This is a genomic window from Pedobacter terrae (assembly GCF_036946585.1).
Classification (GTDB): domain Bacteria; phylum Bacteroidota; class Bacteroidia; order Sphingobacteriales; family Sphingobacteriaceae; genus Pedobacter; species Pedobacter terrae_C.
Genome location: NZ_JAQIIV010000003.1, coordinates 45,848 through 59,683, shown reverse-complemented (window position 1 = coordinate 59,683; position 13,836 = coordinate 45,848). Strand labels below are relative to the sequence as shown.

The window sequence follows — 13,836 nt, the reverse complement described above, 5'->3', positions numbered from 1 at the left end:
ATGGCCGCAAGCAAACAGCTCTTTGTTATTCTCTTTCTCTTCGTGAATGCGCAGCTGGTTCATGCACAGCATACAGTGATAGGAGAGCCCTCCTGGGAAGTTGGGATGATGGCTGGAGGATCAGGTTACATGGGCGATCTAAATCAGAACAATCCGATGCAGATCAGTGGTTTTTCAGGTGGTGCGTATATAAAACGGAATTTTAACCAATATGTTGGTATCCGCCTAAATTATACCTACGGACAGATAAGGGCAGATGACGCCGATTCCGGTAATGAACAGTTCCGCCAAAGAAACCTGCGTTTTAAAACAACGTTAAGTGAGTTTAGCGGACTGGTGGATTTTAATTTCTTTAATTTCAATCTTGGCGGCGGCACCCGTCAATTTACGCCCTACCTTTTCACAGGGCTCGGGTTTCTTATTTTTAAACCGACTGTAAATGTTTATGGTGAAAAACATAGGCTAGACCTATTAGCCACCGAAGGTCAGGAAAATGGATATAATAATGCGGTGTTAACTATACCGTATGGCCTTGGGCTAAGGTATAATTATAAAGATACCTGGAGCGTTTTTACCGAATTGGGGTATAGAACACCTTTTACTGACTATATTGATGATGTAAGCGGCCGGTATCCAACTAATCCCGCTTTTGTTAGAAGTGGAGATAAATGGGTGAATTTATCCGATCCTTCAGCTAACCAGATTGGGGTGCCCGGTACCCAAAGAGGCGATTTTCGAAAAAGGGACACATATCTATTTGTTAGTATTGGCATATCTTTTACCTTTGTATCCTCAAAATGCTATTCCTTTTAAGCTGATTTTGACATAATTAATGGGATTTAAAGAACAAATAGACTATAGTCGCCTGCCAAAGCACATTGCCGTGATCATGGATGGTAATGGAAGATGGGCTAAAGGCCAGGGCAAAGTGCGGGTTTTCGGACATGAGCATGGTGTACTTTCTGTAAAAGATATTGTAGAAGGTTGTGTGGAAGTTGGTATCCAATACCTTACTTTATACGCTTTCTCTACCGAAAACTGGAACAGGCCCAAAGAGGAGGTAGATGCTTTGATGCAGATTCTGATTTCAACCATCAACCGAGAAACCGAAACACTTAATAAAAATAACGTTAAGCTGAATGCCATAGGCAACATTGCCTCTTTGCCCCAGGAGTGTATTGATGATTTAAAAGAAGCCATGGAGAAAACAGCCCATAACGAAAAGTGCACTTTAACACTGGCACTAAGTTATAGTGCAAAATGGGAAATTCTGGAAGCCGCAAAAAAAATTGCATCAGCTGTAAAGGATAATGAGATTTCTTTGGATGATATTGATGAAAACCTGTTTGCATCTAAACTTACAACCGTAAATATACCCGATCCTGAACTCATGATCAGGACCAGTGGTGAACACCGGATCAGCAATTATTTGCTTTGGCAAATGGCTTACACCGAGTTTTATTTTACTGATGTTTTATGGCCGGATTTCAGACGCGAAAATCTTTTCGAGGCTATTGTAGACTATCAAAAACGCGAACGCAGATTTGGAAAAATTAGTGAACAGTTGAACTAATTTTTCTTTTAACACTTTTTAACAAGCGTTTAAACTAACTTAGCACCACTTTTATACGATAAATGAAACCATAGTAAGGGAACAACATAAAGAAAATCTGCTTTATAAAACAACGTTTCCTTTTGGTCATTACTGAACAAATAATTTTAATGAAAAGAATATTTCAGGTTTTAATCCTACTCATTTTAGCCGTTCCGGCCTTCGCTCAAATACGTCCTCAAGGTCAGGCTCCGGTAACCCCTTCTTTAAAGGTTGGTGGCTTAGATCTCGATTATGTTAGTCCAAAAGAATATATTATTGGAGGTACAAAGGTAACAGGAACCCAGTATTTAGATAAAGAAGTATTAATCACCTTGTCTAAATTAAACAAAGGTGATAAAATTGTTCTTCCTGGTGAGGCCACTTCTGATGCGATTAAAACATTGTGGGCGCAGGGTTTATTTGATGATATCAAACTTAATGTCGAAAAATTTGTTCAGGATTCTGTTTATTTTGAAATTGAAGTAGTGGAGCGTCCACGTTTAAGCTCCATCGATTTAAAAGGTGTACGTAAATCTGAAAAAACGGCCATTCAGGAAAAATTAAATGATAAAACGGGTAAAATCGTAAACGATAACCTTTACAATACCACTTCAGCAATCGTTAAAAAGTATTTATTGGATAAAGGCTTTTTCTTTACCAAAATTGATTACAAAACGCGCAAAGATCCAAATGCAGAAAATAGTGTAGTTCTGGAAGCCTATATTGATAAAGGGCACCGTGTTAAAGTACAACACATCGATTTTACGGGAAACAAGGATTTCAAATCAGCAAAACTTAGAAAATTTCTTAAAAACCCTAAACAGTTTGCCTGGTGGCGTTTTTGGGGCTCTGGAAAATTCTCAAAAGAGAAGTATGAAGAGAACAAAATAAAAATGGTTTCTAAAATGCATGAGAAGGGTTATCGTGATGCAGAATTGTTGAAAGATACCATTTACCAATATAACGATAAGAAAGTTAACATCAGAATGGACCTTTACGAAGGCAAAAAATATTATTTTGGTAATATTACCTGGGCAGGTAATGCCATTTATCCGGATAGTATTTTGAACAAAGTATTAACCATTGAAAAAGGCGATGTTTTTAGTGAAGAAAGATTAAATAAAAAATTAAATGGTGGTGGCGAAAACGGCGGGGACATTAACAGTATGTATACTGATAACGGATACCTAACGTTTAATATCGATCCGGTACAGACCCGAATCTATGGAGACACGGTTGATGTAGAATTACGTATGTATGAAGGACCGCAGTATACCAACAACCGCATCACTTTAAAAGGTAATACGATAACAAATGATAAGGTTGTTTTACGTGAAATCCGCACTAAACCCGGACAGAAGTTTAATAAAAGTGATTTAATCCGTACCATTCGCGAAATTGGTCAATTAGGTAACTTCGATGAGTCTAAAACTGTGCCTACACCTCGCCCTAATCCGGCTGATGGTACGGTTGATATTGAATATGCGGTTGAAGAAAAACCTTCAGATCAGATCGAATTATCTGGTGGTTTTGGTGGTGGTCGGATCATCGGTACATTAGGTTTAACTTTTAATAACTTCTCGTTACGTAACTTATTTAATTTAAAAGCATATAAACCCTTACCAAAAGGCGATGGACAGAAATTAAGCTTACGCGGGCAAACCAACGGTAAGTATTACCAATCATATAGCTTCTCGTTCTCTCAACCTTGGTTTGGTGGCGAGAAACCGGTAAGCTTTGGGGTGAGTGCATTTACTTCATTACAATCGAATGGTTTAAGTAATGGAGATGCTTCCTTTCAAAAAATCCGTTTAAATGGGGTAACCGTGAGTTTGGGAAGAAGGTTAAACTGGCCGGATAATTACTTCCAGTTGTCGCATGCGGTAAGTTTGCAGCAGTATATTTTGAATAACTATTCAGGATATTTGTTTAATACAGGTACTTCTTATAACTTGAGTTTATCACAAGAGATCAGCCGCGATTCAAGGGATTCGCCAATCTTCCCTAAATCAGGATCTTTTTTACGTTTCACGGTTCAGGCTACACCACCATTTTCATTGTTAAATAAAACAAACTATGCTACGGCATCTGACAGAGAGAAATATCGTTTTACAGAATACCATAAATGGAAATTTGATTCGCAATGGTATCAAAGGGTTGTTGGTAATCTTGTAGTTAAGGCCCAGGCACAATTTGGTTTCTTAGGTCAGTATAATAAAGCTGTTGGCCAATCTGCATTCGAACGTTTTAAACTGGGTGGTGATGGTATGCAGGGATTCGATTTCTTGCAGGGCTCTGAACTAATTGCCATGCGTGGTTATGCAAACAATGCCGTTATACCGAATGGTTCTGATCCAAGAATTGCGCAACAATCTGGTAGCCCTATTTATACGAAATATGTATTAGAAGCCCGCTATCCGGTAATTGCTAGTCAGCAGGCAACAGCCTTCGTATTAGCCTTTGCTGAAGCAGGTAATACCTGGAATAGATTTGGTGATTTTAATCCTTTCAACGTAAGAAGATCAGTTGGTGTTGGTGCTAGAATTTTCTTACCTATATTTGGTTTATTGGGTATCGATTACGGACACGCATTTGACAGGATTCCTGGCGTTCAAGATGGCGGTAAACAAAACTTTACTTTCAGTATCGCACAACAATTAGGGGGATTTTAATTGATAATGAACAAAAAATTAACTAATTATGCAATAAATCATTGCAATAAGAGTTTAAAGAAAGCTTAGGTTATTAATTATATCGTTAACACACACGAATGAAACCATCAGATTTTGCCTACTTGGAAATAAGCAAGATAAAATCATGATCGCTTCATCGCCTTTAAAACAATTATAAAAGGATGAAAAAGTATCTTTTTATCGCATTCCTGCTTTGCACTTCTTTTGGTGCTTTCGCGCAAAAGTTTGCTTACGTAGACAGCGAGTACATATTGAAACATTTGCCTGAATATAAATCGGCACTTAATCAGCTAAATGTGGCTTCGAAACAATGGCAGCAGCAGGTGGATCAGAATTTTTCTGAAATTGACAGGATGTATAAGGCTTACCAGGCCGATCAGGTTTTACTAACTGATGATATGCGTAAACGTCGTGAAAACGAGATTATAGAAAAAGAAAAACAAGCTAAAGAATTTCAGCGATCTAAGTTTGGACCTGATGGAGATCTTTTTCAAAGCAGGGTGAAACTAATCAAACCTATCCAGGATAAAGTAGCCGAAGCCATTAAACAGATTGCAAAATCTAAATATTTAGACTTTATTTTCGACAAGAGCAGTGAAGCTACAATGATGATCTATGCCAGTAGCAGTTACGATGTGAGCAATGATGTAATTGTAAAATTAGGTTATAAACCAGGGACAGTAAATAATTAGTATATTCGCCCCTGATTTTTGAAGGAAAACAAACAGAAAAAAATAAAAAAGTAAAATAAAACGATGAGAAAGTTAATTAACGTATTCTTTGTAGCAGCGGGGTTATTGTTTACAGCGAATATGGCGAGTGCGCAACAAAAATTAGGTCACATTAATTCTGAAGAGGTTTTTGCAAATTTACCTGAAGCTAAAACAGCTCAAACTACCTTAGAAACTCTAGGTAAACAAAAGCAAGCCGATATTGATGCTATGATCAAAGAATATCAGACTAAAATGTCAGCTGCAGAGGCTAAACAAAAAACGTTGAGTGAAGCGAACAAAGAAACAGTGGGTAAAGAATTACAAGCTGCTGGTCAGGAATTACAGGACTTAGAAAAACGCATTACTGATGCACGTACTAAAGCATCACAAGATATAGGTACCAAACAAGGTGAATTGTTCCAGCCTATCCAGGCTAAAGTTGCATCTGCAATTTCTGCTATCGCTAAAGAAAAAGGCTTGGCTTACGTTTTCGATATCGCAAACGGTCAAGGTGGCAACAATTTAGTATTCTGGGATGGTGGTGATGATATTACCGCTGCAGTTAAAACTAAATTAGGCATTTCGGCTACTGCTGCAAAACCAGCTGCACCTAAAAAATAGTCTAGAGTCCGAAGTCGGGAGTCTTTAGTCTAAAAGACAAAGCGGAATTAAGTTTAACTTAGTTCCGCTTTTTGTTTACTATAGGTTTAACGATGTAGAGTTTGAAGGTTGAAATGTTGGAATGTTTTCGCATCCTGAAATATAACATTTCAACCTTCAAACATTTGAGCTATCTTTATAAGATCCAATTTTCCACGAACTTTATAACGTTTTAACATTTAATTTTCAATAATGCGGGCATCGCCAATAGGTATTTTCGATTCAGGTTACGGAGGTTTAACGGTATTCCGCTCCATTGCCGATCAGTTACCCAATTATAATTATGTTTATTTAGGTGATAATGCCCGTTCACCTTATGGTGATCATGCTTTCGATACCATTTACAAATATACTTTAGAATGTGTAGAATGGCTCTTCGCCAAAGGTTGCCGTTTGGTGATTTTGGCCTGCAATACGGCTTCAGCCAAGGCACTTAGAACCATTCAACAACGCGATTTACCTGCTAAGTATCCAGATAGGCGTGTACTTGGTGTAATCAGGCCTACAGCCGAAGTAATAGATCAGTATACAACTACCAAACAAGTAGGGGTGATGGGTACAAGGGGAACAGTCAATTCTAAATCCTACTTCCTGGAAATCAATAAATTCTTTCCTGATATACAAGTGTACCAGCAAAGTTGCCCAATGTGGGTACCATTAATTGAAAATAATGAGCATGTAGAGCCAGGAGCAGATTTTTTTATACAGGAATATTGCAATCAGTTACTCAACCAGTCAGCTGATATAGACTGCGTATTGCTTGCCTGTACGCATTACCCTTTGTTAATGCCTAAATTAAAAACCATATTTCCCGACTACATCAACATCCTGGCTCAAGGTGATATTGTGGCCAACAGTTTGGTCGATTATCTAAGAAGGCATCCTGAAATTGAACAAAAGCTAGGCAAACAAAGTGAACGATCTTTTTATACCAGCGGTGATCCGGCTGCGTTCGATGAGCATGCTTCTATCTTTTTCGGCGAAGCGCTGAAATCAGGCAAGATGTAAGGTAGTTTATTGTCATTTGTTTTTTGGTCATTAGTCGTTTGTTTGTATGAACAAATGACCGACCTATTTTACGATTGCCCGATCAACTTTTTTAAACATTTAATAATTTTCAGCTCTGAACCGCCAACCGTCGACTTAAAACTGCCAACTAACTACTGCGGTAACTGCTCTACTCTCACCAATACTGTTGGCGATGACAAAGCATCTAAAAATGCAACAACAGCATCTTTCTCGGCTTTGCTCAGCTTTAAACCTTTTAACAATTTATCGTTTTTAGGCAAAAGCGGATCGTTTACCTGTTCTGGTTTCACCCTTTGCACGGGCATGCCTATATTGTACATGTTCATCACACCGTCCATATTCGGAAATAGGCCATTGTGAAACCAAGGCGCGGTTTTCATTACATTTCTTAAACCAGGCGTTTTAAATTTGCCCACATCTTCTGGTTTTTTAGTTACATTATACAGGCCTAAATCCTCGTATTTACGGCCATAATAAGTTAAACCATCATTATGAAATTCGTTATCTGTAAAAAACGGACCATTATGGCAGTTGATGCAGCGGGCTTTGGTTCGGAAGAGGTGTAAGCCCACCAGTTGCTGATCGTTTAACGCCTTTTTATCTTTCCCTAAAAAACGGTCGAAAGGCGTTCGGCGGCTTATAATACTGCGTTGAAAAGTAGCTAAACTTTCAAAAATCCTTTTATTGGTGATTTCTTTTGACCCAAATGCAGCAGTAAAGTAGGGTTGATAGCCTTTGATTTTACGCAGTTTTTTAGGTAAGGTTTCCATATCCTGGTGCATCTCGTTATGTGCTGCAACCGGACTACCAGCTTGTTCTTCGAGACTGTTGGCCCGGCCATCCCAGAACAGTCGTTTGTAGAACCAAACATTTTCTAAGGATGGGGCATTGCGGACATTGGCCAAATGATCATGGCCGATTGAAACCTGGCGACCATCTGTCCAGTGTAGATCTGGCGCATGGCAGCTCGAACAAGAAATCTGGTTAGAGCCCGATAAACGTGGATCGAAAAATAAAATCTTACCCAGTTCCACCACCTTTTTAACCGAATCATTTTTTAAATCAACAGGAGAAGGTGGGAGTTCACCCAGTTCTTGGAACACAGCGCCCGCATCTACCGTAGGTTTTGGCCACTGGCTGGTAGGCTTTGAATAAACTTTGCGTAAACTATCAATACTCAATTCATCGTCATCGTTAAAATTGGCCGATTGAAAAGAAAACAAGATCAGCCCGCTAAGGAATAAGGCAAGGATGACGAAAATTTTATTCATGGTTAAAAATACAGGTTTAGGCTAATGTTAGACGAAAAGCGGTCTTTGCCGGGAGTTGTAACAGTCGACCTGTTTAAGCTTTTTTGGTCGAGCTTTTGTATATAAATGGCATTTATTTTAATATTAGACAGCATCATTTTAAATAGTGGAAGTCCATACTCAACTGTTATTCCGCCTCCTGCAGCAGATGAAGTATTAAACAAATAGTCGTGATAAATCACGTATCTGGTGAAATAAGCTTCATTGCCAGGTTCTACCGTAAGTTTATCACTGAGTGAAAACTGATAGTTTGCAAAAAAGCCAATGCCGAGATAACGGCTGTTTTCTTTGATCCATCTTTTACTTGAGCCAGCCATCAGTAGAACACGGTTAAAGTAAACATCATTTGCCCTGATTCCATCAATTCTTTCTTCCTCAAGATAATCTGCTTTTACAAAGTGGTTAAATATACGTTTAGTGGATTGAGTAGTTAAAAACACTTTTGCCCCGAGGTTGCTGGACAAATACTTATAGTTGTTGGCACCAAAATCGATATTATAATCAGCACCATCAACTGATTGATATTTCACCCGCGCACCAATAGCTCCATTGATAAGCCTTTTATTCCAAAGTAAGTTTATTTTGGAAGTTTTGAGGTTGTATTTTGAATAATCCATAAAGCCAGAACCATTAGCAAAAAAATAGCGCTGATTTTCTTCCATATAATTTCCGAATAAATAAAAGCTACCAAAGTTGCCGGCATCTATATCAAAATATAGATCTAAACCATTGCGTTGTTGGTTGTCATTATATCTTCTATCGTTTAAGATTGGTTTAGTTTCTCCATAGCCATTTACCAGGTGATTATAATACATTGGAAAGCTTGAGCTTTCATAGTACCGGGGATTTTTATAACCAACAGTGATCTTTTCCTGACCGTAACCGTGCCGATAACCAAGCCCAAATTTAAGAAAGGTTGACAATTTATAACCTAATGATGCGTTTAAATTAAACTGGTACTCACCTACAGAACCCCTAGGATCGTTTGTTGAGAAATGATCGCCTACCTTATAATCAGTTCCAATACTCAGATTTAATTTTTCATCAAGGAAATTCTTATTGGCCATAGCCTGAAAACTGTAAACACTTCTTTCATAATGAACATAAGCCGGAGAACCAAAATAATATGGCGAAGAAGTATTGTTTCTGGTTTGATGTGAAAAACGCGTACTATCCTCAAAGGTTTTAGCATAAGAGAAACTCCCAAATAATTTAATCGTGCCAAGTTTAACCGTACCTTCGGTTGATAACTTACCAGCATTAATTTTTGTCGCTCCTTGTGAAAGAATATAGGTCCCTTTATCAAAACTGTAGGCTAGACTGATTTTGCTAAACCTTTCTGGCATCATCGAGCTGAGGTAATAACTGCTCAATTTAGCGAACTTAAAAGTTTCCTGTCTTCCCGAATCTGCATAAAATTGGTTGGTAGCCAATGACTGCTGAAACTCTTTGTCAGTAACTATTTCTTGAGCCAGGGCAGACGATGGGAGTGTCAGCAAAAACAAATATTTCAGAATTTTTCTATTCATGGAAGGTGTAAAAAGCCGGTCGGATGAATCCAACCAGCGATTAATTTTTTATTTAAATCCTCTCGGATTGGCAATGTTGAAGTAATCGAAATCTTCAGTACTGTTATTAGTATCTTTTAGGATGATCCTTCCGTTCACCGTTTTTTCAGTTTTTCTGATTACAGATTGTGAAGTATAAGAACCAAGTGGCACGAAAGTGAATCCGGCATCAAGTGTGGCACCAAATTTTTTCGGTATGCGATCAGTTGCTTCATTTGGCTGTACTTCTACTGCATCTACAATCCATTTTGTTGGTATTTGATAGTATTTGCCCGCTGATGATGATGGCGTAGCTTTTGTAGGATAGTTGTACTGTGGCCAGTCTTTCGGTTTTTGTGTACCATTCACTTTTACTAATACGTATCCGTATCTTCCCGGATTATCCAATATCATATCTGTGCCAAAGTAAGATATCACTTCAAGATTTGGGACATTGGCATTATCAATGTCAGAAGCTAAGGGTTTACTTAAAAATGGCGCATAATAAGCTTCAAAATCGGCTGTGCTTAAATCGACAGTCAAACCTGGGTTTATTACTGTAATTGCTTTTCCATCCACTCCTGTAAACGGACTTTTATGGTTAACTGCGGTTTGGGCAACTACAATACTTTTGCCCGGTGCAACAGGATACTGCTTTCCGTTCCCTGGGATCATAAAAAATGCACGTGCGTATACAAAGTCATTATTGGCATCAATATCAGTTGGCATATTTTGTGATTTACTCCAATCTAATTGTCCGCGGTTCGACAAATGGTATAATCCAGATGTGCTCTTAGTGATTAATCCTGTGGTTTCGGCGAAGTATAAACTATCAGCATAAAGTGTTTTATCGCTATTGTTGTAAAACTCGATAAATTGATCTCTGTAAAGCGCCCCATTAACACGATCTGATCCTGCAAAATAAATCTGTTTGATCACCCAGTCGCCAATACTGCCTGCAATTAAGTTTAAATTGATGGTTTCAGAGAAACCAACAGTAATCTGTTTATTTTTTACCGAAGCATTGAATGTAACTGCTTTTTCCGTAACCGTTCCTGTGATAGTCGAATACTCGGCCGCGCTAAAGTTAGAAGTAGCATCGATGTCGTAAAATCCCGGTGCTAACTTAGAAATCAGAATAACACCTTTATCATTGGCAGTAAATTCCTGCACAGTTTTTGTCTCAATATTGGTAATTTTAAGTTTAGCAATATCAAGCGGTAGTGTATAACCACTGGTTGCCAGGTAATAATTAATTTTAATATTTAAATCAACAGGTTCAATTTCGGTTGAGTTGTTTTTTTTACATGCTGTAAAGGCACATAGGATTAGGAACAGGTAAAGGTGCTTTTTCATGACTTTAAAAATTAGAGTTTTAAGGATATTTCTGCGCCAAATGAGGGAGCTGAATTGGGATAATTATATACGCCGGATGAACTGATGTAATAAGGCTGATAATTGAAAACATTAAATACGTTGAAAGAAAATTTCAGCCTTTTCTTGATGTCCTTTGATAGGGATAAATGAAAATTAGGGATAATTTTAGGCACATTATCCTTATTAATTTCCGACAATGGCTTAAATAACTGTCCGTAATCTGGGTTTGAAGCGTCAAAATTGGTAATGGTTACATACCTGCCATTATTAGTGATGTAGGCAAATGGGATACCGGAATTTTGAGATTCGATTGATTTTTGAGCAATCGAGAAATCTGCAATAAAACTGATCACAAGACTGATCTTTGGAATATGTGTTGCAGAACTGATTCGGCCATTACTTAAATAAGAAATTCTTTTAAGTGGTTCATAAAATCCAATTTTTGCATAGTCATCGCGTGTGATATTTTGATCGGGTGTGTTACCCAATCTTGCGCTGTTGGTTTGGTAATTGGTTCTGAAAATCCCTCCACTGACGTTAAAAGAAGTGGCGATAGCTCTAATTTGTGGTGTATTTAAGATCAGTTCAAGGCCAAGGTTGTCAGAGCTTAGGTCATTGTCGAATCTATGGTACGTAAAGTAATAATTTTTAGTTCCATTTTCTGTAATTAATGGTTTCTGCCCTGGTTGTGGAACTACATTGTATGTAGGTAGTGTTACAATTTGCGGGGTTGCAATGGTGCCAATTCCATTTCTCGACAGTTTACTAAACAAGCTGAGTGAAATATTGAAATCTTTAATTTTAACCTGTGAGCTTAATTCAATGGTTTGGCTGTATGCTGATTTCAGATTTTCTGAATGATGATCATAGCGGTTTACGTATACCAGGTATGTGCTTTCTAATGCGCTGCTGTTATTATAAGAGTTAACCAGGGGGATTTCATAATATGTTGGCCCCGGAAAACGTTGCGCCAATGCCGGAGATTTAAATGAAAGTCCATAAGCTAAACCAAGCTTGACCGACTTATTGAAGGCGTAATTTAAATTAACCCTCGGCGAAAATGAAGGCAAGGCGTTTTGAATATCGTATCTCAAGCCCGCTCTTACATTCAATTCTCGTTTAAAAACTGGGATTTTAAACATATCTTCAGCGTACAAGCCAATATTGTTTTGTGGTACCGCCAGGTTAAAATCATAATATCGTTCAGAACGAGATGGTGTTAAGGAGGTTGTGGTAATTGCTGTGCCGAATCTTGGCCTGTAGGGATCGAGTACCTGTCCCATACCCTTATTGGCTCCATAATCGTAAGCCAAACCGAAATTTAAAAAATGAGTAACGCCCCCTGTTTTGAAATCGGCATTTAAATCCAGTTTTACAGAAGCATTAACAGGCCTGCCATCAATCAGGGTTTGGGCAGTATAAATTCCTCGTACGTAAGCACCTTCGAATATGCCTGTTGAAGTTGCATCGGAGATAATGACATAAGGTTCGTTTTTAAATTCTTCCTTGTATGTTACCTGATGTCCTTCTGAATAGCGTAAGTTAAGTGAAATGTTTTTCAGAAAATTATCATTTAGTCGATAGGAACTTCTGTTGCTTACGCTAAAAGTCCAGCTGTCAAACCTCATCATGGATTTTTTAATATCATCCGGGTCGCTTTTTACGCCATCCAGATTTTTACCATAATCAAGGCTCAAGGTATTTTTTAACCTGGCTTCCTTGCCAAAAGTGTTCGAATACATTAAATTGGTATTGATTCTTTTATAGGCTTTAAGCTTATCACGGTTATCAGCAAAAGAATTTACATAGTTTAGTCCAACATTTACTGCGCCTGCTTTTTGGGAAATTTTAAATCCCTGAGAATAACCGTAAGAAGTAGCGTCATTCCGGAGTTGCATACGAAGATAGCCTGGTGCTTTTCCTGCCTGCCTTTCTACAATAACAGCCCCGTCACTTAAATCTCCATATTTGGCAGGTGCCACACCCGAAATTACCTCGATACTTTCAATATTATCAACAGGAATCTGCCTTAAGTCGGTTCCTCCAAAAGCGTAATCACCTGAATAAGCAGTTCCTGTTGAACCATTTAGCCCATAACGTTCTGATGATAACAGTGAATTGCCAGCACCAAGCATACCTGGGTTATAACTCTGCATATTCATATTGTTGCTAATAGCATTTCCATCAACAATTATGGCTACACCAAAAGCATTGCTCATTTCAAATTCGCCCCTTTGGTTGGTGGTGGGTTCGAACGTAGACCGAAGGTTTATGGTTTGCACGCGCTGAAGAGATGGCGCTACAATTTTTCTATTCGGTATCTGGTTCAGTAAATCGCTTAGACTTAAAGCCGGGGTTTGTTCAATAATATCTCTGGAGATGATTAAAGAAGAGTTTGACTGCCCATCATAATTGCGTTTTGCGTTAATGTCAATGGTTTCTAAACCTAAATTCAATTCTTTTAAAACAATATTGCCCAAATTAACATCACCACCTGAAATTTTGATTTCTCTTTTTAAGCGCTGATAACTGATAAAAGAAAATTCCAATGTTAAGCTCGTATTGGATAAATTATTTAGGCTAAATTTAAAGGACCCATCCTCGGCAGAAGTTCCATATTGATTGGTTTGGACGATTTTGATATTTGCAGAGGAGATAGGCCTGTTGTTTATATCGACCACTTTTCCGGTTACCAAGTTTCCGATTTGCGCTTGCACAGCAAGACAGATAAAGCAGAGTAATAAGGATATGTATAGTTTTTTCAATTTAGACTAAATCTTAATAATACTGCAAAAGTGTGAAATATACACTTGCTATGCAAATTATTTAGAAAGATTCTAATTAATAATACGAGTTGTGCTAAATAATGAAACCCCAATGCATCTGTCAGTCTAAACTCATCAAAATAAAAGA

Annotated in this window: 10 protein-coding genes; 6 read left to right on the top strand and 4 right to left on the bottom strand. The window is 38.1% G+C overall.

The window, feature by feature from the left end:
* The 6 genes from porG to murI all read left to right on the top strand — a co-directional run bounded on the left by porG (nt 1) and on the right by murI (nt 6,668).
* The gene (porG, locus tag PGN18_RS05290; protein WP_335318343.1) at nt 1-813 is read left to right on the top strand and encodes a type IX secretion system protein PorG; all 813 of its coding nucleotides are present in this window, start codon (nt 1-3) and stop codon (nt 811-813) included.
* 19 nt (nt 814-832) lie between these two features.
* Nucleotides 833-1,573 carry an isoprenyl transferase gene (locus PGN18_RS05285; protein WP_335318342.1) on the top strand — a complete coding sequence of 247 codons (741 nt, stop codon included), beginning with the start codon at nt 833-835 and terminating at the stop codon, nt 1,571-1,573.
* A 149-nt stretch (nt 1,574-1,722) separates the two neighbouring features.
* Nucleotides 1,723-4,266 (top strand): outer membrane protein assembly factor BamA, encoded by a 2,544-nt coding sequence (gene bamA, locus PGN18_RS05280; protein ID WP_335318341.1) that lies wholly within the window; start codon nt 1,723-1,725, stop codon nt 4,264-4,266.
* A gap of 182 nt (nt 4,267-4,448) precedes the next feature.
* Nucleotides 4,449-4,979 carry an OmpH family outer membrane protein gene (locus tag PGN18_RS05275; protein WP_335318340.1) on the top strand — a complete coding sequence of 177 codons (531 nt, stop codon included), beginning with the start codon at nt 4,449-4,451 and terminating at the stop codon, nt 4,977-4,979.
* 63 nt (nt 4,980-5,042) lie between these two features.
* A complete protein-coding gene (locus PGN18_RS05270; RefSeq protein WP_335318339.1) occupies nt 5,043-5,621 on the top strand; it encodes an OmpH family outer membrane protein in 579 nt (192 codons plus the stop codon).
* A gap of 231 nt (nt 5,622-5,852) precedes the next feature.
* Nucleotides 5,853-6,668 (top strand): glutamate racemase, encoded by an 816-nt coding sequence (murI, locus tag PGN18_RS05265; RefSeq protein ID WP_335318338.1) that lies wholly within the window; start codon nt 5,853-5,855, stop codon nt 6,666-6,668.
* 152 nt (nt 6,669-6,820) lie between these two features.
* On the opposite strand, the gene PGN18_RS05260 is transcribed toward murI, so the two are convergent.
* Genes PGN18_RS05260 through PGN18_RS05245 form a run of 4 tightly spaced genes read right to left on the bottom strand, consistent with a single transcriptional unit; the run spans nt 6,821 to nt 13,688 of the window.
* Entirely contained in the window at nt 6,821-7,960 is a 1,140-nt protein-coding gene (locus tag PGN18_RS05260) for a cytochrome-c peroxidase (RefSeq protein ID WP_335318337.1), read from the bottom strand.
* A 2-nt stretch (nt 7,961-7,962) separates the two neighbouring features.
* Nucleotides 7,963-9,528 (bottom strand): DUF6850 family outer membrane beta-barrel protein, encoded by a 1,566-nt coding sequence (locus PGN18_RS05255; RefSeq protein ID WP_335318336.1) that lies wholly within the window; start codon nt 9,526-9,528, stop codon nt 7,963-7,965.
* A 48-nt stretch (nt 9,529-9,576) separates the two neighbouring features.
* Nucleotides 9,577-10,902, bottom strand: a complete 1,326-nt coding sequence (locus PGN18_RS05250; protein ID WP_335318335.1) for a DUF4876 domain-containing protein — start codon at nt 10,900-10,902, stop codon at nt 9,577-9,579.
* An 11-nt stretch (nt 10,903-10,913) separates the two neighbouring features.
* On the bottom strand, nt 10,914-13,688 hold the full coding sequence (locus PGN18_RS05245; RefSeq protein ID WP_335318334.1) for a TonB-dependent receptor domain-containing protein: 2,775 nt from the start codon (nt 13,686-13,688) through the stop codon (nt 10,914-10,916).
* Nucleotides 13,689-13,836: the final 148 nt, after the last annotated feature.

Coding starts and splice junctions, on each gene's coding strand:
- porG (WP_335318343.1), top strand. CDS start 1: ATGGCCGCAAGCAAACAGCTCTTTGTTATTCTCTTTCTCTTCGTGAAT.
- PGN18_RS05285 (WP_335318342.1), top strand. CDS start 833: ATGGGATTTAAAGAACAAATAGACTATAGTCGCCTGCCAAAGCACATT.
- bamA (WP_335318341.1), top strand. CDS start 1,723: ATGAAAAGAATATTTCAGGTTTTAATCCTACTCATTTTAGCCGTTCCG.
- PGN18_RS05275 (WP_335318340.1), top strand. CDS start 4,449: ATGAAAAAGTATCTTTTTATCGCATTCCTGCTTTGCACTTCTTTTGGT.
- PGN18_RS05270 (WP_335318339.1), top strand. CDS start 5,043: ATGAGAAAGTTAATTAACGTATTCTTTGTAGCAGCGGGGTTATTGTTT.
- murI (WP_335318338.1), top strand. CDS start 5,853: ATGCGGGCATCGCCAATAGGTATTTTCGATTCAGGTTACGGAGGTTTA.
- PGN18_RS05260 (WP_335318337.1), bottom strand. CDS start 7,960: ATGAATAAAATTTTCGTCATCCTTGCCTTATTCCTTAGCGGGCTGATC.
- PGN18_RS05255 (WP_335318336.1), bottom strand. CDS start 9,528: ATGAATAGAAAAATTCTGAAATATTTGTTTTTGCTGACACTCCCATCG.
- PGN18_RS05250 (WP_335318335.1), bottom strand. CDS start 10,902: ATGAAAAAGCACCTTTACCTGTTCCTAATCCTATGTGCCTTTACAGCA.